Source organism: Levilactobacillus brevis ATCC 14869 = DSM 20054 (assembly GCF_001433855.1).
GTDB classification, from domain to species: domain Bacteria; phylum Bacillota; class Bacilli; order Lactobacillales; family Lactobacillaceae; genus Levilactobacillus; species Levilactobacillus brevis.
Genome location: NZ_AZCP01000002.1, coordinates 447,175 through 471,045, shown reverse-complemented (window position 1 = coordinate 471,045; position 23,871 = coordinate 447,175). Strand labels below are relative to the sequence as shown.

Sequence of the window (23,871 nt, the reverse complement as noted above, 5' to 3'; positions counted from 1 at the left end):
ACCGGTAGAGTATGGCAACGGCGCCAAATAAAACACTCATTGGTGAGTGGATTATTTGGCGTTGTTTTTTGTATGAAAGGAGAAATTTCAATGCAATTGTATACAGGCGTCGGTGACAAAGGATTAACAAGGTTGGTGGATGGTGGAAAGGTTAGCAAAGATTCGGATCGTGTATGGGCCTATGGCACGTTAGATGAATTAAATACTTTTGTGGGATTGGCAATTGCAGAGCTGGATTCTCAGGAATTATCTCTGATAAAGGAGCTGACACAGTTGCAACACTGTTTGTTTGATCTAGGGACAGACCTAGCTAATCCTAAATTAAATTGGGATAATATGCGATTTAATCCGCAATACATTGATTGGATTGAGAAAAGGATTGATGTTTATCAGGATGAGCCGCCGGAGATCTCACGATTCATTTTACCAGGTGGGAGTAAAGCATCGGCCTTATTTCAGGTTTGTCGTACCGTCACGAGGCGAGCAGAAAGGCAAATTGTAACGCTTAATTGGTCAACTAAACTTCCGCCAGAGTTACTAATTTTTGTCAATCGGTTATCAGATTATTTTTATGCATTGGCGCGAGTAATCAATTACCGGTTAAAGATGCCTGAAATCTTTTATGAGCACGGCAAGACCGTTTTTCACTAAAGGGTGGTATTGTTTTAGAAACTATGCTAAGCTACAACTAATAATTGATAAGAAGTACTCAATAGATGGAAACCGGTGAGAATCCGGTACGGTCCCGCCACTGTAATTAGTAGGTAGCTACTATAAGTCAGGTCTTTCTATTAAGTGGCTTGTGCGACATTTCGTCTCGAGGTTTAGACGAAATGTCTTTAAGTTCAATTAAGATGCACAAAGGCGTGCATGGTATGTGTAAACGATGGTGTTTACTTAGCCGTACTTTTAGTACGGCTTTTTTCTTATTAGTATTGACAAGCGCTTATGTAAGCGCTACATTTATCTTGTAAATAAAAATTAAATTCTCGTACAATGGCGTACATAAAAGCAATGGTGCTTAAATTCACACTTTATTTGTGTGGATTTAAGCACCTTTTGATTTTTATTTATAATGATGCTGTGAAGGAGGTTGGAAAATTGGAGAGAATACAGTTTAAAACTCAGATCTGGACGGGTGCTGATTCATTGGAAGAATTAGAAAGTATTAGCGGTCGACGGATCTTTGTAGTAACTGACCCATTTATGGTGAAGTCGGGAAGCCTTGATAAGATTACAGATCATTTAGCTGAAAAAAATGAGCTTGATATCTTTTCCGACATTCAACCGGATCCTCCAATTACCAAAATTGTAACGGGAATTGAAGAGTTACAGAAGTTTAAAGCCACCCTTTTAGTGGCAGTTGGTGGTGGATCAGCCATTGATGCGACCAAAGCGATGAAGTTCATCCTCAAAAAAATGTCTAAGAATGAAACTGATTTGGATTTGATTGCTATTCCAACGACTAGTGGAACTGGATCCGAAGTGACAAATTTTGCGGTTATTACCAACAGTGATAAAGGAATTAAATATCCACTAGTAACAGATGATATTTTGCCTAAGGTTGCACTGCTCGATGCCAGCTTAGTAGAATCCGCGCCGCAAAACATCACGGTAGATACAGGAATGGATGTACTAACTCATTGTTTGGAAGCTTATGTTTCGGTCAATGCTAATGATTTTTCAGACGCATTAGCAGAAAAGGCATTTCAAATGGTTTTCACATATCTCAAACGTGCTAGTGATAATGGTAAAGACATGGAAGCCAGACAGAAAATGCATGATGCATCATGCATCGCCGGAATGGCATTTAACATGGTTAACTTGGGGTTGAATCACGGTATCGCTCATGCTGCAGGCGCTCAATATCACATACCACATGGACGCTTAAATACGATTCTGATGCCACATATCATTGCTTATAACGCAGATATGTCATCAGGTGTGATGGAAAAACCCAATCGGGCAGCCGTTAAATATGCTAATTTGGCGAGATTAATTGGTATTAATGTGGCTAATCCTAAAATTGCGGTGCGTAATCTAATCAATACCATAATTCAGTTGCGGAAACGACTTAATATGCCGGCTAGCTTTCAGGAGTATGGGCTTGATGAGCAGGTCTTTAAATCAACAAAGATATCAGTTGCCCAGGCAGCCTTAAAAGACCGGACAACGACAGCTAATCCGCGAGTGCCAACACAAGCGGATGTTGAAGCAATTTTGGAAGAGAGCTTTTAAAAACGTATGCATTCTGTTCGGCGATCCGATCTATAATTAGCCACATAATCAGTGTAATTCATTTTATATTTAACTACTATGTAAGAAGAATAATTATTAGGATAAGGAGTTATTTATCATGAATGAACGTATTGCGATTATAGATGATGAACCGATTACTAGAATGGATATTCGGGATATCGTTGAACAAGCTGGTTATGAGGTCGTTGGTGAAGGTGGAGATGGATTTGAAGCAATTGAAATTTGTCAAAAACAGAAGCCTGACTTGGTGATCATGGACATTCGTATGCCATTGTTGGATGGATTGAAGGCTGGAAAGAAGATCTTAGAGGATCGACTGACACATTCAATTATTTATTTATCAGCATATAGTGATGAAGAAGATACGGATATGGCCAGTAAGATAGGAGCCGTTGGTTATTTAGTAAAGCCACTCTCAGAGCGGTCCTTGCTCACAACTATACAAGTTGGCTTAGCCAGTGGTAAACGTGATCAACAGCTAACTGATAAAGTAAATGCATTGGATACCAAGCTCGAACAACGGAAGCTAATTGAACGAGCCAAGGGGGTATTAATGCAAGAAAATAATTTGTCAGAAGAGGCAGCTTATAAAATGTTACGGAATTTAAGCATGAGTAAGCGACAGTCAATGAGTGATATTGCGAAGCTGATTGTGGTGGATGATTGATGGGCGAGTTAGAGGAATTATGTCAACAGTATACGAGTTTAAGTGAGGCTGATATTAACGTTCTAGTCGAGCAGACCAAGCAAATTGAACAGGCACGAGCTTATCGCGGTTTCGATGTGTTCATTGATGTTCGTAATGAATTCAATAATCAGGCAGTTGTTGTTTATCACAAATTGCCGGTAGAAGGTTTGTCATTGTATCGACGTAAAGTCATTGGAAAGGCGGCATTACGGACCAATGAACCTGGTGTTTTTCACACACTAGAAACGCAGTTAACGTCGGTAGGATTATTGGCCGAAACGCAGGAGAAACGGTTAATTCGCCAGAAAATTTATCCAATTGTTAGTGGAGAACGTACTATTGGCGTAACGATAGTTGAGGCAGACGTTTCACGAGATGTTCTAGAAAGTTTTCAAAGTGAAAATACACGGTCTAGATACACCGATGTGTCGGCCACAATTAAAATGTTTGGACGTTTTGATAGTGCTATTACGGATCAATTGGCGGATGCTATTTTAGGATTCGATCAAACTGGTCGGCTGATTCTAGCTAACCGTACGGCAATTGCGTTATATAAAAAAGTGGGTTATATCGGTAACATTCTTGGCTTGGATTATGAGAATCTATCTTTAGATGGTTCACGTTTTCATGATGTTTTAAAAGCATTACAGAAAGTAAAAACCAATCATCGACCTATTACAACGGATTTTAATTATTTGAATTACTTTTTTACAGTTCGAAAGTTCTGGAATGAAAAAAATCAACAGTTGGTCGTTTTGATTCAGGATAAGACGGATATAAAACGTAAAGAAGCCGAGATTATTTCTAAGTCGGTAGCTATCCGAGAGATTAATCATCGCGTGAAAAATAATTTACAATCGGTTATTTCGCTACTGAGGATTCAACAGCGAAGGTTGCATGGGATTGAAGCTAAGCAAGCATTAGATGAAAGCATCAGCCGGATTATGGCAATTTCATCAACATACGAATTGATGTCTAAACAACTTGATGATTATACAAATTTACAGTCGGCTTTAAATTTACTAGTCGCACATTTTAAGCAATTGAGTGATGATAGTCATGAATTAACTGTTAACTTAAATGTTGACCCAAGGATTACAGTAGATAGTGAACAAGTTGTGACAGTATCGATTATTGTTAATGAGCTACTGCAGAACGTGATTTCTCATGCATACCCTAGGATAGAAAATCGAGTGAGACAGGTTACTATCGAGGGGATTGTTAATCAGGGAATTATTACAATACGCGTCACTGATAATGGTGTGGGATTTGATGTGAATCAGACTCATGCGGGCAGTTTGGGCTTAACGATTATACGTAGCTACGTCAAAGACAAGTTATTAGGCCGATTAAAAATTGAATCATCATCACGAGGGACGGATATTAGTTTTTCATTTGATCAAAAGACGCGACATTGAGGTTGCGTTAAAGCAATGGGGCTTAAGATCAAAGTATTCTTTGCAAAACTAGCAATAGGTTTGTTGAGAAGATACTTTGGTTTTAAGCTCTTTATTTTTGAAGGGAGGGGGAACATATGCCAGACGACCAGATTTTGAGTGTCGGTATTGATTTGGGAACATCGACAACGCAATTAATATTATCACGGTTGACTGTGAAAAATTTTGCTTCTGCTTTTTCAGTGCCTCGAATTAACATTTCGAAAAAAGAGGTTATCTTCAAAAGTAATATTATTTTTACACCGCTGGCGACCCAAACCGAGATTGATGCGGCCGCGATTACTAAGTTTGTTGCAGATCAGTATCAAGCTGCGGGAATTGATAAGCATGATATTCAAATGGGCGCTGTAATTATCACAGGTGAAACAGCACGAAAAGAGAATGCGAGTGCAGTAACTCAGGCTTTAAGTGGTTATGCTGGTGATTTTGTGGTGGCAACCGCAGGTCCTGATCTAGAAAGCATTATTGCCGGAAAGGGTGCGGGAACCAACGTCACAGCTAAGGAACATCGTTGCAACGTGGTTAATATGGATATCGGTGGAGGCACTAGTAATTTAGGACTCTTTAGTGATGAGGATATTTTGGACACAGCTTGTTTTGATGTCGGTGGACGTCTAATTAAAATATCACCTCAAACAAAAGAAGTAACTTATATTTCTCCTAAAGTTATGCAATTGATTCAAGACTTAGGGCTGGGCATCCATAAAGGAATGACTGTGACACCAAAACAGTTACAACCGATTATCGATGTATTAGTTAATATCTTAGAAAATAGTATTGGCCTCGGTGAAAAGAATCCATACTTCGAGCGCTTTATCACCAATCATGATCTCCATTTAGATAAAACGATTGATGGAATTACTTTTTCGGGAGGTGTTGCCGATTGTTTAAATGAAGAGCTCCCGGCCGATGTATTTCGGTATGGAGACATTGGATTGCTTTTAGGCCACGGCGTTCGGCATTCACAAATATTCAAGAAGCAAACGGTTTATCCGTCAGTAGAAACAATTCGCGCAACGGTCGTTGGAGCAGGCTCACATACAACTGATGTGACCGGCAGTACGATTGCTTATACCGATGATATCTTACCTTTGCGTAACTTACCAATTTTAAAGATAGCTAAGAGTGATGAAGATGTTACTGAGACACAATTAGCTCAGACGGTTGAGGAACGGATCAACTGGTATAAGGTTCAAAATGAGTTGAGCAATGTGGCTTTGGCATTTACTGGAAAACACAATCCAAGTTTTCAAGATATTCAACGGTATGCTGCTGGAATTGTGAAAGGTGCCCAAGAATTGATTAACAAACACGAACCTCTAATTATTATGGTTCACGAAGATATGGCAAAAGCATTGGGACATAGTTTATTTTCACAGCTTCCAGAACGTTATCCGTTTGTATGTATTGATAGCGTCAGGGTAGAAAATGGTGATTACATTGATCTTGGCGAGCCGGTAGCGGGCGGGGAGGTTTTGCCAGTAATTGTTAAGACACTAGTATTTGGATAAAGAGGAAACTTATTTGCAAAGGAGGCAACAGAATGATTTTACAAACAAGATTATCTGACGAGTTATACAGTTTTAGTTCGGTTAAAGAAGTGTTGGCAAAGGCCAATGAATTGAAATCCGGGGATGAGTTAGCCGGAGTTGCTGCTAAGGATGCGACAGAACGAGTTGCTGCTAAGGTTGTATTGGCACAATTATCATTGAATGATATTTATAATAATCCAGTCGTTCCTTATGACGATGATGAGGTGACGCGTATCATCATCGATGGGGTTAATCAAAGAATTTTTAATGAAATTAAGAACTGGACGGTTTCTGATTTACGTGAATGGATTTTATCAGATCAGACAACAGATCATGATATTAAGCGGATTCGTCGCGGATTGACATCAGAAATGGCAGCGGCTGTGACTAAATTAATGACAAATATGGACTTAGTTGTTGCTGCTAAAAAAATCCACGTGGAAAAAACGGCTAATACAACTATTGGACGGCCAGGAACGTTCTCATCCCGTCTGCAAACAAATCATCCGACGGATAACATTGATGGGATTATGGCAGGGGTTATGGAAGGATTGAGCTGGGGTGTCGGGGATGCAGTGATTGGATTGAATCCTAATGATGACTCGGTTGATAGCGTTTCCAAAATTTTGAACAAATTTGAGGAGTTCCGTTCTCAATGGGATGTACCAACGCAGTGTTCGGTTTTGGCACATGTGACGACGCAAATGGAAGCCATTCGTCGCGGAGCACCAGCTGGATTGATTTTTCAATCAATCGCAGGTTCTGAAAAAGGAAATACTGCCTTCGGTATTAATGCTGATATGTTAAGCGAAGCCTACGATTTGGGTTTACATGAAGGACAGGCGGCTGGTCCTAACGTGATGTATTTTGAAACGGGTGAAGGTTCAGAACTATCGGCTGAAGCGAACTTTGGGGCCGATGAGTTAACCATGGAAGCGCGTTGTTATGGATTTGCTAAGAAATATGATCCTTATATTGTCAACACAGTGGTTGGATTTATTGGACCAGAATACTTATATAATTCCAAACAGGTTATTCGTGCAGGACTAGAAGACCACTTTATGGGTAAACTACAGGGCATTTCGATGGGGTGTGACGTTTGCTACACCAACCATATGAAAGCTGATCAAAATGACGGTGAAAACTTAGCTGTTCTATTGGGTGCCGCCGGATGTAATTATATCATGGGGGTTCCACACGCAGATGATGTGATGTTGAACTATCAATCGACTGGTTTTCAAGAAACGGCCACGATTCGTGATATCTTTGGTTACCATCCAATTAAAGAATTTGAAGACTGGATGGAAAACATGGGAATTCTTGAAAATGGTAAGTTGACGGCTCGTGCGGGTGATGCTTCGATTTTCTTAAACTAAAAGGAAGTGACTCAACATGGATGAAAAAGACTTAAAATCAATGATCGAAAATATTTTAGCGGATATGACGGAAGACAAAAAGTCGGACACAACTGCAATAGCAGATGCCAATCCAGTGAAATCAGCCCCGACTAATGGATCGACTGTTACAGATGATGTTCTTGAAGATATCACGAAGATTGATTTAAAAAAACAATTTTTGCAGGATAATCCGCATGACCGGAATGGCTATTTGAAGATTAAATCCTTTACGCCAGCGCGTTTGGGAATGGGCCGTGTGGGTACCCGCTATAAGACGGCCTCAGTATTACGCTTCCGCGCTGATCATGCTGCGGCACAAGATGCTGTGTTTAGTGACGTAGATCCACAGTTGCCAAAGGATATGGGCTTCTTGGAAACGCAGACGACTTGTACTTCTAAAGATGAGTTTTTAACCCGTCCTGATTATGGTCGAAAGTTCTCTGATGAAACGGCCGATAAAATCAAACAATCGGTGACTCCCAATCCAAAAATTCAGATGGTAGTTGGCGATGGGTTAAGCTCCGCTGCTATTGAAGCAAACGTTAAAGAGATTATTCCAGCTATTCAGCAAGGCTTGAAAGTCTACGGGCTTAGTTTTGAAACTAAAGATGTTATTTTCGTAAAATACGCCCGGGTTGGTGCCGAAGACCAAATTGGTGAACTGACAGGTGCTGATGTTGTCTGCATGTTGGTAGGTGAACGGCCGGGGTTAGTGACGGCTAATTCGATGAGTGCTTACATTGCCTATAAGCCAACTATTGGCATGCCAGAAGCTAATCGGACCGTTGTGTCTAATATTCACGATGGTGGTTTGCCGGCCGTAGAAGCGGGTGCCTATATCGCTGAATTGCTTGATAAGATGGTGCGGTTGAAGAAGTCAGGAATTGACCTGAAGACCGCTGAAAACGCCGGTGCTTAGGTTAATGCCCTAGCGTTGAAAGGAGGAATGACACAGTGAAGGATAGTGCGATCAAGGCTAATGTACTTAGTACTAGATTAATTCCCAATGTGGATAGTGAGTTGGCAAAGTCCTTAAATTTACCTAATCATATTAAAAGTTTGGGATTAATCACAGCAGATTGTGATGATGTAACTTACGTGGCTTTAGACGAGGCAACCAAAACAGCAGATGTTGAGGTTGTTTACGGAAAGAGTATGTATGCTGGCGCTGAGAATGCATCAACTAAATTAGCTGGTGAAGTTATTGGTATTCTAGGTGGGCCAAGTCCAGCAGAGGTGCGCAGTGGCTTAGATGCTTGTATTCGTGTAATTGAAGATGAAGCACACTTTATTAGTGCCAATGAAGACGATAGTATTGTCTATTTTGCCCATACAATTTCACGGACGGGTAGTTATCTGTCAAAAGTAGCCAATACACCTGAGGGAGAGGCAATTGCCTATTTGATTGCTCCGCCGTTAGAATCAATTTATGCGGTTGATGCTGCGATGAAAGCGGCTGATGTACAACTGGGCGTGCTCTATGGGCCACCTTCGGAAACTAACTTTGGTGGAGCTTTACTAACCGGAAGTCAGTCCGCCTGTAAGGCTGCCTGTGATGCATTTGCAACAGCAGTAAAAGAAATTGCTGACAATCCCACTGTTGGCTAAGGACGTGAATAGAAATGACGGTTGAAAGTCTGGGCATGATTGAAGTTAAAGGCTTTCTGGGAGCAGTAGTGGTAGCAGATGCAGCGTTAAAAGCAGCAGAAGTTGACTTACGAGATCTTCGGATTACACGGGGAGGCTTAGTGACGGTTTTACTTACGGGAGATGTTGCAGCTGTTAATGCAGGTGTTGATGCTGGTATTGCCAGTATTGATCAATTTGACTGTTTGATATCTGAGCATGTGATTGCTCGTATGGATGGTCAAACTAATGCGATGATTCAGTCGCCAACACCAGAATTAAAAAAAGTAGTGATGTCCAAGTTCCCAGAAAGCAAACAGGAAATCGATAATATTAACTCCCCAAAAACGGAAGCCAGTCACGATTCTGATAATCTTGTGGAGTCACATGTGGCAATTGAATCGGTTGATTCGCAGGAGAACTGGGTAACTGATAGAGAGGCGTTAGAGCAAATGCGGGTTGTCGACCTGCGTAAGCAGGCTTATCGCATGAATATTCAGACGCTCACGAAGAAACAAATCAAAATGGGGACCAAACGAACCTTGGTTCAAGCGATCCTTGATGATTTACAAAGGAGGAATGAGTCTTGAGTTTAACAGATGCTGATTTACTATCCATTCAAGAAGTAAGAACATTACTTCATCAAGCAACTAAGGCCCAAAAAATTTTTAGCCAATTTTCACAACAGAAAGTTAATGAAATTTGTCAGGCTATTGCGGATGCGGGTGTTGCCAATGCGGAGCGCTTAGCAAAAATGGCGCAAGAAGAAACCGGATTTGGCATTTGGCAGGATAAAGTCATTAAGAATAAATTTGCCTCGAAGACCGTCAATGACCGATATCGTGATCTAAAGACCATTGGTATTCTGGGCGAAGATTCAGAACATAAGACGATTGATATGGCCGTTCCAGTTGGTGTTATTGCTGGGTTAATTCCCTCAACTAATCCGACATCTTCTGTGTTCTATAAGGCACTAATTGCTGTTAAGGCTGGAAACGCAATTGTCTTTTCTCCCCACCCCAATGCTAAAAAATGCATTTTGGAAGCCATTCGTGTAACCAGTGAGGCGGCTTACCAGGCAGGAGCACCAGCTGGTCTTATCTCTGGCATGACAGCACCAACATTAGAAGGTACTGATGAATTAATGCACAATGCAGAAACTAAGTTGATTTTAGCAACTGGCGGGACTGCTATGGTCCATGCTGCATATTCTTCAGGTACACCAGCCTTAGGTGTAGGGCCTGGTAATGGTTCTGCGTATATTGAAAAGAGTGCGGATGCATCTTTGGCTGTCAAACGAATCATGGATTCAGAAACATTTGATAACGGAACGATTTGTGCTTCTGAACAATCTGTGATTGTTGAGGATGCTAATAAGGAAGAAGTCCGAAGAGAATTAGAAAAACAGGGCGGCTATTTTCTAAGTGATGAAGAAAAAGAAAGAGTGTCGCACTTTATCCTACGTGTTGATGGGACGATGAATCCTCAAATTGTCGGAAAGTCAGTTCAAGTTATTGCCAATTTAGCAAAAATTGAGGTGCCAAATGAAACTCGGGTTTTAATTGCTCGTGATTCTGCCGAAAATGTTGGCAAGAACGATCCGTTTTCTCGAGAAAAGTTAACCCCAATTATGGCATATTTTGAAGTTAAGGATATGCAGGCTGCTGCTGATCTAACTAACAAGCTTTTACTGAATGAAGGCGCAGGCCATACGGCAATCGTGCATTCCGAAAATCATAAATTGATTTGCCAATATGCTGCTATGGTACCGGCATCACGTGTGTTAGTTAATACACCGGGAGCGTTAGGCGGTATCGGGGCAACGACCGGGTTGAATCCGGCGTTGACACTTGGGTGCGGCGCTATCGGCGGCAGTGCCAGTTCGGATAACATTAGCCCATTAAACTTACTGAATTTGAAACGAGTTGCGATCGGCGTGCGAGAACTGGAAGATATTCGTGGTGCAGCTGCAGGTGTGGCCCACACATCGGCCATATCAGAAAATAACCAACAACAACTCGTCGAAGAATTGGTACGTCAGGTATTAGCAAAAATTCAATAACATTAATTAAATTTAGGAGGAAAATATTATGTCGAACACAAATGCTTTAGGAATGATTGAAACAAAAGGTTTAGTTGGTGCAATTGAAGCAGCTGATGCAATGGTTAAAGCAGCTAATGTAACGTTAATTGGTAAGGAACAGATCGGTGCTGGATTAGTCACGGTCATGGTTCGTGGTGATGTTGGGGCAGTTAAGGCAGCTACCGACGCGGGCGCTGCAGCCAGCGAAAAGGTCGGTGAACTCATTTCGGTTCATGTTATCCCACGGCCACACAATGAAGTAGACGCAATCTTACCACACATGTTGGGTGACAATGCTGACCTAAATGAAGATTAGTGAATAATCTTTATTAGATTCGTGAAAGGAGGTGCCTCTTGGAAAAATTATTAACTGAAGATTCGGTTAGACAATTAATGCGGCAAAATAAACTAGCTAATCAAGATCAATTAACCTTACCAAGGGGTACTATTTTAACCCCAGCTGCGCGAAGCTTTCTAGGTGAACATCGCGTTAAGATTAAACAAACAAATGGGTCATCCATAGATGTCCAGTCTAAGAAAACAGCGTCCCCTAATTCATGGTTAGAGACATTACGGGTAGCCACACGAACTGTTAATTTTGGTCAACTGGCACAAGAAAGTTCACCGTTAATTCGGTTACAGCAGACACTACGTGAGCAATTTCTACTCTTATTAACCGTAATAGATAAACAGATCGGAGTTATTGATCAATCTCAGATGATGACCATGGCCGAATTTGTAAATGAATTGTTAACGAAATCGTTCGATCAAGTTCTGGCTAATGAAGATTATCCAATAGATCAAGTTAAGTTAACCGATTTTGATCTTAGCAAAGCACCATTACTATTGGTTCAACAGTTACAGAGTAGTGTGGGACAAGTTGCATTTAGTTTAGGTGATTATATTCAAGTTCAACCAGAATTACGCCAAGCGACTTACTGTCGCGCAATCATTCAGTGGCAAAATCAGATTCAAGCTTGGACACAAAAGATTTTAGAAAGGTAGGTGACAGAGACGGACAATTTAAATGAAGTGGTAGAGGCAATTGTTTCAGAGTTGCGAAACAAAACGTCGTTCGAAATTGAAGCGTCTGCTCGGCATATTCATCTGGATCAGGCAACAGTTGAAATGTTGTTTGGGGTGGGGTATCAATTAACTCCTACGCGGCCATTGTCGCAACCAGGACAATTCGTTTCCAAAGAACGGTTAACCTTGGTGGGCCCAAACGGTAAAATTGAAAATGTTGCTGTATTGGGACCAGCACGTAAACAGTCGCAAGTCGAGCTCTCGATGACGGATGCTAGAGTTTTAGGTATTAAGCCATTACTGCGTGAGAGTGGCCATTTGAAACAAACACCGGGCATAACATTAGTAAGTACCAACGGTCAAACCGCTGAGATTAAATCAGGTGTCATTGTTGCTCAGCGGCATATCCATATGAGCCCCGATGATGCTCGACTGTTCGGTGTTAAAAATGGTGATATTGTGGAGGTTCAAACGACTGGTGACCGAGGATTAATCTTTGGAAATGTGGTTATTCGGGTTAGTGATCGATTTGCAACACGAATGCATATTGACTTTGATGAGGCCAATGCTTGTGGGTTGACTAAAGGCATGCGTGGAACAATTTATAAAAAGTAGGTTTTAAAAATGCAGTCTGCTGAATTAGAAGAGCTTATTCAAGTAATTACGAATCAAGTCGTAGCGCGACTCGGAGACGTTACGAAAAGTAAAATTCTCTTCCAAGGAGAAATTGAAACGTATCCTGCGCCTTATGTGAAAAAGCTTTCAGCTGACGATCATTTTATGTTAGAGACAAAGCAGGATAGCGATGCTATCCTGCTTTGTCTTCGTCAACTGACGGTTTCCCAACTATTAGCGATTGTTAGACTAATTACAATTGATGAAGTGACGGGGATGGCAATCGACTTTTTACTAGCAGGAAAACCAATTTGGATTTTTAGTCGTTTCCCTGATTTAACCAGTTATCGGCGACAAGCAAAGTTTACCGTCTGGAAGCAAATTCAAGCAGCCTTACAGACACTTGAAACAATGAATGTGCACTTTATAAGTGATGACCATGTGTTTAGTCGGCAATTTCAAATCATACAAAAGCGTCAGACTAAAACGAGTATTAAGCGAAAGTTTATTAGTCGTTTAGAGTTAGAGCAGCGTTGGCAAGTTGGAAAAAAGCTCTTGGCCCCCAATGAAATACTAACGGATGAAGCGGCCGACTGGGCTAATAAACAGCGACGTAAGTAACGACGAAAGGAGATTGACAACATGGTGATTGGCGAAGTGGTAGGTAACCTATGGTCAACCAAAAAGGTCGATTCCTTGTCGGGTGCTCGTTTTCTACTGGTTAATGTAACAGATCAACGGGTGGATAATCAAAATTGGCAGACTAGACAAATTGTTGCGTGCGATATAGTTGGTGCTGGTTTTGGCGAAAAAGTACTGGTGGTTGAAGGATCTGGTGCGCGAGTTGTTGAAAAGAAGAGCCGCGCACCAATTGATGCAACGGTTATCGGAATTATCGATTCGATTGATGAACGATGATGGTTTAATTTAGGAAGGAGGTCATTTGATTATGGGAATTAATGAAATTATTATGTACGTCATGGTGCTCTTTATGTGTTTGGGTGCTCTCGATAAAATGATTGGCAATAAATTTGGTTTGGGAGAGAAGTTTGAAGAAGGAATTATGGCGATGGGTTCCTTAGCGATGTCTATGGTCGGAATTATTATTTTAGCACCGATTTTGGCCAAATTATTATCGCCAGTCGTTGTCCCACTTTATCGGGCTTTAGGAGCAGACCCATCTATGTTTGCGACAAGCTTGATCGCGATTGATATGGGGGGCTTTCAGTTAGCAAAACAGATGGCTCTAGATCCACAGGCCGGTCTATTTGCTGGGGTGATTCTGGGTTCAATGATGGGTCCCACAATTGTATTTTCGATTCCAGTTGCGCTTGGCATTATTGATAAGAAAGATCATCGTTTCTTAGCAACGGGGGTTCTTTCTGGAATGGTGACGATTCCAATTGGCTGTTTTGTTGGTGGACTAATGATGGGCATGCCAATTATTTCGGTATTGAAGAATATTGTTCCAATCATTTTATTCGCCGTTTTAATTGCCATGGGGTTATGGTTTAAACCAGAAGCGATGATTAAGGGATTCTCGGTATTTGGTCAGGCGATTATCGTGATTGGTACTTTTGGACTTGCATTAGGAGCAATTCAATCCATGGTTGGCGTAACTGTGATACCGGGAATTGCTGATGTTCGGGGCGGTATTCAGGTTGTCGGCAGCATTGCGATGACGTTGGCCGGAGCTTTTACATTGGTCTACGTGATTACCAAGGTCTTTCGCAGACCTTTAATTAAATTGGGAAAGGCAATGGGAATGAATGAGACAGCTGCTGCTGGATTAGTGGCCACATTGGCGAACAATATTCCTATGTTTGAAATGATGAAGGATATGGATGACCGTGGCAAGATTATTAATGTTGCTTTTGCCGTATCAGCAGCTTTTGTCTTTGGAGATCACCTCGGTTTTACCGCAGGTGTTGCTAAGGAAATGATTTTTCCAATGATTGTTAGTAAGTTGGTTGCAGGTATTACAGCCATCTTCGTTGCGATGTTTATGGCCAATAGAGTTTTAGGAAAACAAGAGAAGCCAGAAAAACAGGTAACAGAAGGGAAAGGGATAACGGATGAACATTGATCGAGAGCAAATTGAAGCACTTGTACGACAGATTGTGACTGAAAAATTGAGTATTAAAAAAACGCTTACCCCAGATGGGTTAGTCTCCATAGATCTACCAGCGTGGAATGTATCCGAAGATGATCGGATGGATACTGGAAACCCGTCCGACCAAGTTTATACGAAAGACTTCTTTGACTTAACAGAAAGTCCACGTCTGGGAGCGGGATTGATGGTGATGAAGGATAGTACTTTTGATTGGACCTTAAACTATGATGAGGTTGATTATGTCATAGACGGAACATTAAAGGTCATTGGTCAGAATGGTACAGCGTCCGCCAATGCAGGTCAATTGATTTTAATTCCAAAGGGCAGCAAAATTAAATTTTCTGCAGAAACATCAGCGCGATTTATCTATATCACATACCCAGCTGATTGGGCTAATCAGGCCTAAGTGATGGTGGGAAAGGAGGCTAAGACATCATGGGATTAACCAGCACAAGTGAGCACCGTACAGAGCCCGAGCGGATGATCCAAGAGTATGTTCCTGGTAAGCAAATTACGCTTGCCCACGTTATTGCTAATCCTGACAAGGATGTTTTTAAAAAACTTGGATTAGATGAAACAAACACGGCATTGGGAATCTTAACGATTACTCCAAGTGAAGCTTCAATTATTGCCAGTGATATAGCCACCAAATCGGGAAGTGTTGACCTGGGGTTTATTGATCGATTCAGCGGTTCAGTTGTGTTGTGCGGAGAAGTTTCTGAGGTTGAAGCCTCATTGGATCAAATTGTGGAACAATTACATGACATATTGGATTTTTCAGTTTGTAAGATCACACGAACGTAGGATGGCGTAACCGGTGGTAAAAACACGATAGGGTCGGGGATGAAATTTAATGGAAACCAGACAGGTAAATCTAGAAGATGCTAATCAACAATTACGACAATTTGCTACGGTGGTGAATACAGATCATGCAGTGCGTCAAATAGATTCGCGAGAACATTTACGCGTTGGTATTGATTTGGGAACGTCATCAATTGTTCTAACCGTTCTGGATACTGAAAATCGACCCTTATATGGTGCATTTGAATATGATCATGCAGTCCGAGACGGAATTGTTGTAAATTTTATGGAATCAGTTGAGATCTTAAAACGCTTAAAAACAAAGGCAGAGAAAGTTTTAGGAACGGTACTAAAAACGGCTTGTGGTGCTATTCCTCCGGGTACTGGGGATGGCGCAACTAAAATTGTTGGCAATGTTATTGAAGCCGCAGGGTTTGACTGTCGACAGATCGTGGATGAGCCAACGGCAGCGGCAACATTTCTGCAAATAGAATCCGGAACAGTGATTGATATTGGCGGAGGAACAACAGGAGTCAGTATTTTTAGCCAAGGAAAGTTGATGGAAGTTCTGGATGAAGCGACTGGTGGATTTCATATGACACTAGTTTTGGCCGGATATTTTCATATTTCTTCTGAAGAAGCAGAAGCGTTAAAACGAGACTCCAAACGTGAGACGGAGGTGTTCTCAATTGTGCGACCTGTCGTTGAAAAGATGGCCATGATTGTGTTAAATGCTACAAAAATACCGACTAATGAACCTGTTATTGTTGTTGGTGGGGCAATTAACTTTACGGACTTTGTGACAACGTTTAGTAAGACATTAAAGATGTTAGCTCAGAAGCCTGAGTTTCCTCAATTTGTGACGCCACTAGGAATTGCCATGTACGATCATGATTGAAAGGAGGAGCCTGGATGAAGAAGCCTATTTTTATTGGCGCCGTGGCCTGTGGAAAAACGACTTTGTGCCAGCGATTAATGGGACGCGCAATCGCTTATAAAAAAACACAAGTTATTGAGTTTTATAGACATAATCGAATGATTGATACACCCGGTGAATTTATGGAACATCGTGAGTATTACAGTGCGCTGACTGTAACGGCCGTTGATGCAGATGTAATTATACTAGTGCAAAGTGTGACGGATCATCGACAGACTTTTTCACCGGGATTTGGCAGTATGTTTCCCAAACCTAAAGTAGGGATTGTGACTAAGCTGGACCTAGCTCAAGATCAGTCTGAAATTGATTGGGCCATTGATCAATTAAAAAGTGCAGGTGCCGATCAAGTGTTTTGTTTATCGGCTAAAGATAATCAAGGCGTTCAAGCAATTGCTGACTACTTGGAAGTTAGCCACTAAGGGAGAGGAAATGAGGAGATGAGAAATAATCGTATTATTCCCGTGGTGAATGGTGATAATTTTAGAGATCTGGGCGGTTATCAGACGCAGGATGGACATACAATCAAGTGGCATAAAGTCTTTCGAGCCGGTCATCTGGCAAATTTAAACATGAGTGACCAACAGAAATTAATTGAAGCAGGCGTTACTGTAGATATTGATTTGCGTTCTACAGCAGAACTCGCTCAATTTCCAGATTGTTTGCCCAATGGGGTTAAGTTTAAACATCTCCCTATCCTTGATGATGACGAAACGGAAAGTATACAAGCCACAGAAAAATTACGCAGACAGTATGCGACGGATCAAATGGGTGGTTATCGGCAAATGTTGACGGCATACCAACGCTTAGCCGATCAGAAGCAAGTGCAACAAGCCTATCACTGCTTTTTTAAATATCTTTTACGCTATGGAGAAAATGCAGGGATTTTATTCCATTGTTCGGCCGGCAAGGATCGCACTGGATTTTTAACTGTTTTGCTATTGTCACTGTTGGGTGTTCAACCGAGACAAATATTAGCGGATTATTTGTTAACGAATCGGGTGTCTCAAAGACGGATAGCAACACGGGTTTATGATGCCCAAAAGGCAGAAGTGAGTGATGCTTTTGTCCAGTCGGTTCGAGATTTATCCGTAGTTCAAGATAGTTACTTGTATCAAGCGTTATATAAAATTAAGGTTGAGTATGGTGGCATGCAAAACTACTTAAATGAAGTAGTAGGGATAACGATAGCAGAGATGACCCGATTGAAAGAAATCTATCTAAATTGATCTACAGGCATAAAAACCCCAATTATTATCGATTGGGATTTTTATATCTGAATGAAATAAGACCATAGCACTCGGTAGGTATCATTAATCAGCCGTCTTCAACTCTTGCAATCGGAATTGTACAATATCTGTAATCAGTTGTACCGGCAGTGCCTGGTTATATGGGATTTGAATGGCACCTTTGGATGTTCGATATGAACTGAGTGCGGCGGCAAAATGTTTAATAGGTCCGGAAGTGGGGTATAGTCCCAGATGATTTTTAGCGGCCGCAAGATAAATGATGGGATGCTTGCCAGAATAAAAAGCTGGCATGCCATAGCTAATCTTTTGACTGGCATTTGGTAATAAATCTTGAAGTAATTGATATAGAGCGGTGAAGTCGGCTTGATGATTTGAATCAATATCGATTAAATAGTCATTAATTGTCATGATGAGCTCTCCGTTTCCCAAATGAATTAATTTCAGTATAGCAAACGTAAAGTAATTTTCATGAGCGCGTAATTAAAAATAACGCTGTCGGCACTAAAATTGCCGGGGGCGTTATTTTTAAGCAATATCGCACGCGCAACCTATTTTGCTAAAGATACCGCGTGTTTTGTATAGTGAACGTGCCAACCATGAGGAAGTCCAGTAACCTGTTTAAATTTGCCAGTATGCGCTTGGAAGGTCATCAGTTTGGTGCCGTTTTTTAAATGTCCTTTCGTGAGTGCTAACGTTCCTCCCAGTTTAGCAGTATGTTTTATTTTTAGGTGGGAACTAGGTGTGACGACTAATCGTCCAGCTGACTGGCGGAATTGACCGCCCAAGTGGGTATAGTTTTTAGTAACCTGTAGTGTACCACCATTGAGAATAATAGTTCCCTTACCGGCGGCTGTTGGGCTAGCTAGATTCAGCGTTCCGGCTTTAAGCCGTACGCCGCCAGTAAATTGATTGTTGCCGGCTAGGGTTAGTGTTCCGGTCCCCTTCTTAACAAGTTGACCTTGACCAGTCAGATTATTACGCCAAGTGTCTTGGGCATTAAAGCCGCCTCGCTTAGCATCCATGGTGATGGTTACCTGCTGATTTAAGGCACCATAACCGTTGGCAGCAGAGAAAAGGTCTAAGCGTCCCCAGCCTTCTGTATCGTCGAGTACAGGATATCCTGAGGGTAGTCCAGTCGTGTAGAGGACATCGCGCCGTTGGTTAGTAGACAAGTACGGTAACCGTGAAGCTAATAGAACCTCGGCTCCTTTAGGCACTCGCATGGCTTGGTGAGTATCACCACTTGGTTTAAAACCGTAAGTCAGTCGTGATTGGTAGGCTGTGCGGTTAGTTTGGTAATTACTGAAATCATCTCCAGCGGTAGCCGCTTTGCTGTCTAATAGAGCGCTTGTGTGGGCAACTTGATAGGCTTGTTGTTTGAGATCCTGATTTTCAGGGTCATTCAATACGGCGGCGGTCATAGCGGTTCCAACCAGACGACCACCGATAACCGCTAATGGTGAATGCCGACCGGCCAGTACGCGGTCGTAGCCCACCTCCGAAGCCCGTGTAATGAGCTCTTGGAAACGTTCTGGTACGGCGTAGGCCAACGTTAAGCCGGTTTCAAACGCCGCAGTTGTATGACCACTTGGAAAGTCGTAATCGTCACTTTTAGCCGCGGCCATCACATTTGACAGGGCTGGTAGTACTTTAACTTGGGGATTTTGCCGGTAGGGGCGAATGTATTTGACTACATGCTTAACGACACCTGTTCCAGAAAATGGGGAATGCGCGGTTGTGTTAACCAGTTTTACCAGCGATCCCAGCGTTGAAGTTGGATCGGCCCACTCAACCTTACTATAAGGAGCGTTGGCCGGTAGAGGAGTGGTTGGCATGGTAGTGAAATCTGTCTGGGCGTTAGCATTTTTAATGAAGGTGGTAGCGTACGGCCCTAAACCGGAGATTAGGTTGTAGCGTAGATCACGACGATCGGTCAAATAGGATCGGGTTGCCTCGGCGTCTGTACGATGTTGGGTAATTATGGCTGATTGAACGATATTTTGATTAAGAATATCGGGATCATGGGCCTGACCACTAGACCAGTATGTAGAAAATGGACTCATTTCCCCAACGACCGGATTGTTTTGCACGGTTGTGTGGCCGGCGATATTTTGGCGATAATGATCGACAAAGTAGCCGTAAGCGGCTGCGTGAGGTGCTAACTCATCAGTGGTCTTTGCTTGGGCACTTTGAATAGCAAACGGCAAGGTTACTACCGCGATAGAAACGGTAACCAGAGCCTTTTGAAACCAAGAATGCTGATTCGTTTTCATAAAGAATCCCGCCTTTCATCCGTCTGGGGAGGTTAACATCGAGGTACAAGATCAATGTATCAAACTTTTTCGGAATTGTCAGTGGGGTTAATGAAAATGATACACAAACCATACATAAATAGTACATTATCAATCGGTAATAGCCGGAAAAAGCGGGTTCATTAATTTTTAAATAATAAGTGATCCAGCCAAGTTATAATAGATATGACACGCGATGTTTGTAGTCAAAAAGCGTGCTACGCTCAGACGTAGCACGCTTTTTGACGGGGCCTAAATCAGGATGCCATTACAATGGTCGACTTCGTGTTGAATAATCTGGGCGACAAATCCGGTGAAAGTCTGACGTTGTTTCTGGAAGTTTTGATTCAAAAAAGTAACGTCAATCGTTTTAAATCGGTGGGTTGGTCGCTCACCTGACAAAGAAAGACAGCCCTCTTGTGTATCGTAGGGCCCAGCCATTTTGGTAATCTCTGGATTAATCATCGCTACTGGTAAGATACCCATATCAACGACGATAATTCGACGGTTAACCCCAATCATATTGGCCGCCATTCCCACACAATTTTCCTGATTCGCTCGTAAGGTATCTATTAGATCAGTGATTGTTTGGCCGTCTGCTTGGGTTGCTGGTTGCGAGCGTTGTACTAGACGTGCTTCATCGTGAACAACGGATTTAATCATGGGAATCCTCCAATAAATGATATTTTTTGAGCTGTTCGTGCGTCAATTATTATCTTAGTATAGCATGAAAGTCTGCGCGATAACGTGGCGGTCAGTCCGTTAGATAATGAATGAACCGCTGTGCTGCTGGTGATAGAGTACCATGCGGATAAACTAATTGTAAGTGGCTAATGATGGGATCAGTGAACGGGCGCATGACAAAATCCGCTGTCATAAAGGGGGCAACTGACTTGGCAAAAAGGAAAGTCACACGATCTGTGTGGGCAATCATTGCCAGCAGTGTTTCAATATGCGGTGTGGAAAAACGAATATTAGGCGTGAAGCCAGCTTGTTGATAGCGCTCGCTGATTCGTTCATAAACACCGGAACCGGGACTGAGTGTTACCACATCAAAGGGGCGCAAGTCAGGGAGTTGAATGCTGGTTTGGTGGGCCAGCGGATGATCGCTAGGGAGAACGACTTTAAGTTCGTCATCGGTTAAAGTCACAGCATCGAACTGTGAGTGGTTCAGTTGTTGACTTTGAACGTCGCGTAGAATACCGAGATCAAACGATTGGTGCTGAAGCTGAGTTAAGAGGTCAGCCCCCTCTAATTCTGCCAAAGAAAAGTTAATTTGAGGATAGTCTTGCATGAATTGACTCATCTTACTGGCCAGACCGTACTGAGCCATGACGGGCACACTGCCAATCTGAATCGTACCACGCCGAAGTTCACGGTAATCTAGTAGTTCTTGCTGGAGTAATTGATACTGTGCAGTCAGCGTTTGCGCGTAACGAAAAAAGACTTCACCACTTTCCGTAATGGTTAATTGGCGTTTGTTACGTGTCGAAATTAAGGCGGTATCTAGTTCTTGTTGCATGTTCCGTAATCGTTTTGATAGCGCAGATTGTGTGATATTTAAGGCAATAGCAGCATCAGAGATATTGCGCGTTTTATAAAGTGTGATGAAACTGTAAAAATCGTCGATAGTCATTGGAGAACCTTCTTCCTATTATTCCATTTAGGCATAACATTAGTCGAAAGTTGAGTTGTTCGCAAGGATTTTGTGCCTTAAAGTGGTGATTGTAAGCAACTTATAGGAGGTAATCTGATGGTAAATGATCCTTATGATTTACGAAAAGTATTGGCCGAGCTAAAAACCCATGCCAACCAGTACCATGAGACGAACGTAGCTGTGAATCCAAATGCTGAATTGGCTGGTGTTTACCGCTATATTGGTGCTGGAGGGACGGTAAAACGGCCGACGCAAGAAGGTCCAGCAATGATGTTTAATAACGTTGAAGGCTTCTCCGATACGAAAGTCCTAATGGGATTAATGGCAAGTCGGCGACGAGTGGGACTCATGTTCCATCATGATTACCAAACCCTGGGAAAATTTCTAAATACAGCGGTTGAAAAACCAATCCCCCCAGTGATGGTTACTGACGCACCTACCCACGAGGTGGTTCACAAGGCCACTGATCCGGACTTTGATATTCGTAAACTCGTTGCAGCACCTACGAATACACCGGAAGATGCGGGGCCTTACATTACAGTGGGTGTCGTGTTGGGATCTAACATGGCCAAGACTATGTCGGATGTGACGATTCACCGAATGGTTCTAGAAGATAAAGACAAGTTAGGGATTTACATTATGCCTGGTGGTCGGCATATTGGTGCCTTTGCTAAAGAATACGAGGCCGCTAATAAGCCGATGCCCATCACGATTAATATTGGGTTAGATCCGGCCATTACGATTGGGTGCACCTTTGAGCCACCAACTACACCATTGGGGTATAACGAGCTGGGGGTGGCTGGTGCGATCCGACAAGAAGCTGTGGGTCTGACCAAAGCGCTAACCGTTGATGAAAATGCTATTGCCCGTTCTGAATTCACGTTGGAAGGGTATATCATGCCCAACGAACGGATGCAAGAGGATATCAATACCCAGACAGGTAAGGCGATGCCTGAATTTCCGGGTTACGACGGTGATGCTAATCCAGCCGTACAGGTCATTAAAGTAACGGCTGTCACTCACCGGAAGCATCCAATTATGCAAAGTGTGATTGGGCCATCCGAAGAGCATGTCAGTATGGCAGGAATTCCCACCGAAGCGAGCATCTTAGAATTAACAGATCGCGCTATTCCGGGTAAAGTTTTAAATGTTTATAATCCACCTGCAGGCGGAGGGAAACTGATGACAATTATGCAGATCCATAAGGATGATGAGGCCGATGAAGGTATTCAGCGGCAAGCAGCACTGCTGGCATTTTCGGCGTTCAAAGAGTTGAAGACAGTTATTGTGGTGGATGAAGACGTTGATATTTTTGATATGAACGATGTGATGTGGACCGTGAATACGCGTTTCCAGGCCGATCAGGATTTAATGATATTACCGGGGATGCGGAATCACCCACTGGACCCGTCGGAACGACCAGAGTATGATCCGAAATCTATTCGAACGCGAGGCATGTCATCGAAGTTGGTGATTGATGGCACGGTACCCTTTGATATGAGGGAACAATTTGAACGCGCGAAGTTTAAGCCAGTTGCTGACTGGGAAAAATATTTGAAATAAAAGGGTGATGGCTGATGAAACGGATTGTGATTGGGGTGACTGGTGCGTCCGGTACGATTTACGCGATTGATTTGTTAAAAAAGTTACGGGATAAGCCAGACGTTGAAACACATTTGGTAATGAGTCCGTGGGCCACCAAAAACTTGGCATTAGAAACAAGTTATACATTAGCCCAAGTTAAAGCGTTGGCCGACTACACGTACAGTGATCGGGACCAAGGGGCTAAGATTGCTAGCGGTTCATTCCTACACGATGGGATGGTTATTGTTCCCGCTAGCATGAAAACGGTGGCGGGTGTTGCCTATGGGTTTGGTGATAATCTAATTGCGCGGGCTGCCGATGTAACTATTAAGGAACGCCGACAATTGATCATTGTCCCACGGGAAACGCCACTGAGTGTGATTCATCTAGAGAATTTAACGAAACTAGCCAAGCTAGGCGCGCAAATTATTCCACCTATTCCCGCCTTTTATAATCAGCCACAAACCATTCAAGACTTAGTGGATCATCAGACTATGAAGATACTGGATGCATTTGGCATTCAGCAAGTGACCGCTAAGCGTTGGGAGGGAGATTAGC

27 protein-coding genes and 1 riboswitch are annotated in these 23,871 nt (G+C 42.4%); of the genes, 23 read left to right on the top strand and 4 right to left on the bottom strand.

The genetic code is table 11. The features are described from left to right. Positions 1-90: 90 nt before the first annotated feature. The 21 genes from FC61_RS05640 to FC61_RS05540 all read left to right on the top strand — a co-directional run bounded on the left by FC61_RS05640 (position 91) and on the right by FC61_RS05540 (position 17,760). The gene (locus tag FC61_RS05640; protein ID WP_035464662.1) at positions 91-651 is read left to right on the top strand and encodes a cob(I)yrinic acid a,c-diamide adenosyltransferase; all 561 of its coding nucleotides are present in this window, start codon (positions 91-93) and stop codon (positions 649-651) included. Positions 652-690: 39 nt separating this feature from the next. After that, positions 691-842: riboswitch (adenosylcobalamin (AdoCbl) riboswitch) on the top strand. A 259-nt stretch (positions 843-1,101) separates the two neighbouring features. Next, entirely contained in the window at positions 1,102-2,238 is a 1,137-nt protein-coding gene (locus tag FC61_RS05635) for a 1-propanol dehydrogenase PduQ (RefSeq protein ID WP_035464665.1), read from the top strand. Positions 2,239-2,356: 118 nt separating this feature from the next. Continuing rightward, complete coding sequence (locus FC61_RS05630; protein WP_021741943.1) at positions 2,357-2,926, top strand: ANTAR domain-containing response regulator; 570 nt, start codon at positions 2,357-2,359, stop codon at positions 2,924-2,926. Then, the gene (locus FC61_RS05625; protein WP_021741944.1) at positions 2,926-4,365 is read left to right on the top strand and encodes a sensor histidine kinase; all 1,440 of its coding nucleotides are present in this window, start codon (positions 2,926-2,928) and stop codon (positions 4,363-4,365) included. The genes FC61_RS05630 and FC61_RS05625 overlap by 1 nt, the downstream gene beginning before the upstream one ends. A gap of 116 nt (positions 4,366-4,481) precedes the next feature. Beyond that, positions 4,482-5,915 carry an ethanolamine ammonia-lyase reactivating factor EutA gene (gene eutA, locus FC61_RS05620; RefSeq protein WP_021741945.1) on the top strand — a complete coding sequence of 478 codons (1,434 nt, stop codon included), beginning with the start codon at positions 4,482-4,484 and terminating at the stop codon, positions 5,913-5,915. Between the two features lie 32 nt (positions 5,916-5,947). Continuing rightward, on the top strand, positions 5,948-7,312 hold the full coding sequence (locus tag FC61_RS05615) for an ethanolamine ammonia-lyase subunit EutB (RefSeq protein ID WP_021741946.1): 1,365 nt from the start codon (positions 5,948-5,950) through the stop codon (positions 7,310-7,312). Positions 7,313-7,328: 16 nt separating this feature from the next. Further along, entirely contained in the window at positions 7,329-8,252 is a 924-nt protein-coding gene (gene eutC, locus FC61_RS05610) for an ethanolamine ammonia-lyase subunit EutC (RefSeq protein WP_021741947.1), read from the top strand. A 35-nt stretch (positions 8,253-8,287) separates the two neighbouring features. Further along, entirely contained in the window at positions 8,288-8,941 is a 654-nt protein-coding gene (gene eutL / locus FC61_RS05605; protein WP_021741948.1) for an ethanolamine utilization microcompartment protein EutL, read from the top strand. 14 nt (positions 8,942-8,955) lie between these two features. Next, positions 8,956-9,549 (top strand): BMC domain-containing protein, encoded by a 594-nt coding sequence (locus FC61_RS05600; protein ID WP_021741949.1) that lies wholly within the window; start codon positions 8,956-8,958, stop codon positions 9,547-9,549. Then, entirely contained in the window at positions 9,546-11,021 is a 1,476-nt protein-coding gene (locus FC61_RS05595) for an acetaldehyde dehydrogenase (acetylating) (protein ID WP_021741950.1), read from the top strand. The genes FC61_RS05600 and FC61_RS05595 overlap by 4 nt, the downstream gene beginning before the upstream one ends. A 28-nt stretch (positions 11,022-11,049) precedes the next feature. After that, entirely contained in the window at positions 11,050-11,358 is a 309-nt protein-coding gene (locus tag FC61_RS05590) for a BMC domain-containing protein (protein ID WP_021741951.1), read from the top strand. A 38-nt stretch (positions 11,359-11,396) separates the two neighbouring features. After that, complete coding sequence (locus FC61_RS05585; protein ID WP_035464668.1) at positions 11,397-12,047, top strand: hypothetical protein; 651 nt, start codon at positions 11,397-11,399, stop codon at positions 12,045-12,047. Beyond that, complete coding sequence (gene pduL, locus FC61_RS05580) at positions 12,048-12,683, top strand: phosphate propanoyltransferase (protein WP_021741953.1); 636 nt, start codon at positions 12,048-12,050, stop codon at positions 12,681-12,683. A gap of 9 nt (positions 12,684-12,692) precedes the next feature. Then, positions 12,693-13,304: an ethanolamine utilization protein gene (locus tag FC61_RS05575; RefSeq protein ID WP_021741954.1), complete on the top strand. Its 612-nt coding sequence runs from the start codon at positions 12,693-12,695 to the stop codon at positions 13,302-13,304. 21 nt (positions 13,305-13,325) lie between these two features. Further along, on the top strand, positions 13,326-13,601 hold the full coding sequence (locus FC61_RS05570; RefSeq protein WP_021741955.1) for a EutN/CcmL family microcompartment protein: 276 nt from the start codon (positions 13,326-13,328) through the stop codon (positions 13,599-13,601). A gap of 31 nt (positions 13,602-13,632) precedes the next feature. Then, positions 13,633-14,769 (top strand): ethanolamine utilization protein EutH, encoded by a 1,137-nt coding sequence (gene eutH, locus FC61_RS05565; protein WP_021741956.1) that lies wholly within the window; start codon positions 13,633-13,635, stop codon positions 14,767-14,769. After that, the gene (locus tag FC61_RS05560; RefSeq protein WP_021741957.1) at positions 14,759-15,202 is read left to right on the top strand and encodes a cupin domain-containing protein; all 444 of its coding nucleotides are present in this window, start codon (positions 14,759-14,761) and stop codon (positions 15,200-15,202) included. The genes eutH and FC61_RS05560 overlap by 11 nt, the downstream gene beginning before the upstream one ends. A gap of 74 nt (positions 15,203-15,276) precedes the next feature. After that, positions 15,277-15,600, top strand: coding sequence for a BMC domain-containing protein (locus FC61_RS05555; protein WP_197712737.1), 324 nt, complete (start codon positions 15,277-15,279; stop codon positions 15,598-15,600). Between the two features lie 49 nt (positions 15,601-15,649). Then, complete coding sequence (gene eutJ, locus FC61_RS05550) at positions 15,650-16,495, top strand: ethanolamine utilization protein EutJ (protein WP_021741959.1); 846 nt, start codon at positions 15,650-15,652, stop codon at positions 16,493-16,495. 14 nt (positions 16,496-16,509) lie between these two features. Further along, complete coding sequence (locus FC61_RS05545) at positions 16,510-16,953, top strand: EutP/PduV family microcompartment system protein (protein WP_035464671.1); 444 nt, start codon at positions 16,510-16,512, stop codon at positions 16,951-16,953. Positions 16,954-16,971: 18 nt separating this feature from the next. Continuing rightward, positions 16,972-17,760, top strand: coding sequence for a tyrosine-protein phosphatase (locus FC61_RS05540; RefSeq protein ID WP_021741961.1), 789 nt, complete (start codon positions 16,972-16,974; stop codon positions 17,758-17,760). Between the two features lie 84 nt (positions 17,761-17,844). On the opposite strand, the gene FC61_RS05535 is transcribed toward FC61_RS05540, so the two are convergent. The 4 genes from FC61_RS05535 to FC61_RS05520 all read right to left on the bottom strand — a co-directional run bounded on the left by FC61_RS05535 (position 17,845) and on the right by FC61_RS05520 (position 21,708). After that, positions 17,845-18,189 carry an iron chaperone gene (locus FC61_RS05535; protein WP_021741962.1) on the bottom strand — a complete coding sequence of 115 codons (345 nt, stop codon included), beginning with the start codon at positions 18,187-18,189 and terminating at the stop codon, positions 17,845-17,847. 140 nt (positions 18,190-18,329) lie between these two features. After that, the gene (locus tag FC61_RS05530) at positions 18,330-20,054 is read right to left on the bottom strand and encodes a phosphatase PAP2 family protein (RefSeq protein ID WP_021741963.1); all 1,725 of its coding nucleotides are present in this window, start codon (positions 20,052-20,054) and stop codon (positions 18,330-18,332) included. A 270-nt stretch (positions 20,055-20,324) separates the two neighbouring features. Further along, positions 20,325-20,735 carry a peptide deformylase gene (locus FC61_RS05525; protein ID WP_021741964.1) on the bottom strand — a complete coding sequence of 137 codons (411 nt, stop codon included), beginning with the start codon at positions 20,733-20,735 and terminating at the stop codon, positions 20,325-20,327. Between the two features lie 91 nt (positions 20,736-20,826). Continuing rightward, a complete protein-coding gene (locus tag FC61_RS05520) occupies positions 20,827-21,708 on the bottom strand; it encodes a LysR family transcriptional regulator (RefSeq protein WP_011668667.1) in 882 nt (293 codons plus the stop codon). 117 nt (positions 21,709-21,825) lie between these two features. Between FC61_RS05520 and FC61_RS05515 the strand changes: the two genes are divergently transcribed. After that, the gene (locus FC61_RS05515; protein WP_021741965.1) at positions 21,826-23,292 is read left to right on the top strand and encodes a UbiD family decarboxylase; all 1,467 of its coding nucleotides are present in this window, start codon (positions 21,826-21,828) and stop codon (positions 23,290-23,292) included. A 14-nt stretch (positions 23,293-23,306) separates the two neighbouring features. Continuing rightward, positions 23,307-23,870 (top strand): UbiX family flavin prenyltransferase, encoded by a 564-nt coding sequence (locus FC61_RS05510; RefSeq protein ID WP_021741966.1) that lies wholly within the window; start codon positions 23,307-23,309, stop codon positions 23,868-23,870. The last annotated feature ends 1 nt before the right edge of the window (position 23,871 follow it).

Excerpts from the sequence above, each read along its gene's own strand:
- FC61_RS05535 (WP_021741962.1), bottom strand. The coding sequence starts at position 18,189 with ATGACAATTAATGACTATTTAATCGATATTGATTCAAATCATCAAGCC.
- FC61_RS05520 (WP_011668667.1), bottom strand. The coding sequence starts at position 21,708 with ATGACTATCGACGATTTTTACAGTTTCATCACACTTTATAAAACGCGC.
- FC61_RS05560 (WP_021741957.1), top strand. The coding sequence starts at position 14,759 with ATGAACATTGATCGAGAGCAAATTGAAGCACTTGTACGACAGATTGTG.
- eutA (WP_021741945.1), top strand. The coding sequence starts at position 4,482 with ATGCCAGACGACCAGATTTTGAGTGTCGGTATTGATTTGGGAACATCG.
- FC61_RS05540 (WP_021741961.1), top strand. The coding sequence starts at position 16,972 with ATGAGAAATAATCGTATTATTCCCGTGGTGAATGGTGATAATTTTAGA.
- eutJ (WP_021741959.1), top strand. The coding sequence starts at position 15,650 with ATGGAAACCAGACAGGTAAATCTAGAAGATGCTAATCAACAATTACGA.
- FC61_RS05600 (WP_021741949.1), top strand. The coding sequence starts at position 8,956 with ATGACGGTTGAAAGTCTGGGCATGATTGAAGTTAAAGGCTTTCTGGGA.
- FC61_RS05615 (WP_021741946.1), top strand. The coding sequence starts at position 5,948 with ATGATTTTACAAACAAGATTATCTGACGAGTTATACAGTTTTAGTTCG.
- FC61_RS05555 (WP_197712737.1), top strand. The coding sequence starts at position 15,277 with ATGATCCAAGAGTATGTTCCTGGTAAGCAAATTACGCTTGCCCACGTT.
- FC61_RS05590 (WP_021741951.1), top strand. The coding sequence starts at position 11,050 with ATGTCGAACACAAATGCTTTAGGAATGATTGAAACAAAAGGTTTAGTT.
- FC61_RS05640 (WP_035464662.1), top strand. The coding sequence starts at position 91 with ATGCAATTGTATACAGGCGTCGGTGACAAAGGATTAACAAGGTTGGTG.
- FC61_RS05625 (WP_021741944.1), top strand. The coding sequence starts at position 2,926 with ATGGGCGAGTTAGAGGAATTATGTCAACAGTATACGAGTTTAAGTGAG.
- eutC (WP_021741947.1), top strand. The coding sequence starts at position 7,329 with ATGGATGAAAAAGACTTAAAATCAATGATCGAAAATATTTTAGCGGAT.
- FC61_RS05545 (WP_035464671.1), top strand. The coding sequence starts at position 16,510 with ATGAAGAAGCCTATTTTTATTGGCGCCGTGGCCTGTGGAAAAACGACT.
- FC61_RS05630 (WP_021741943.1), top strand. The coding sequence starts at position 2,357 with ATGAATGAACGTATTGCGATTATAGATGATGAACCGATTACTAGAATG.
- FC61_RS05530 (WP_021741963.1), bottom strand. The coding sequence starts at position 20,054 with ATGAAAACGAATCAGCATTCTTGGTTTCAAAAGGCTCTGGTTACCGTT.
- FC61_RS05570 (WP_021741955.1), top strand. The coding sequence starts at position 13,326 with ATGGTGATTGGCGAAGTGGTAGGTAACCTATGGTCAACCAAAAAGGTC.
- FC61_RS05525 (WP_021741964.1), bottom strand. The coding sequence starts at position 20,735 with ATGATTAAATCCGTTGTTCACGATGAAGCACGTCTAGTACAACGCTCG.
- FC61_RS05510 (WP_021741966.1), top strand. The coding sequence starts at position 23,307 with ATGAAACGGATTGTGATTGGGGTGACTGGTGCGTCCGGTACGATTTAC.
- FC61_RS05515 (WP_021741965.1), top strand. The coding sequence starts at position 21,826 with ATGGTAAATGATCCTTATGATTTACGAAAAGTATTGGCCGAGCTAAAA.
- FC61_RS05575 (WP_021741954.1), top strand. The coding sequence starts at position 12,693 with ATGCAGTCTGCTGAATTAGAAGAGCTTATTCAAGTAATTACGAATCAA.
- eutH (WP_021741956.1), top strand. The coding sequence starts at position 13,633 with ATGGGAATTAATGAAATTATTATGTACGTCATGGTGCTCTTTATGTGT.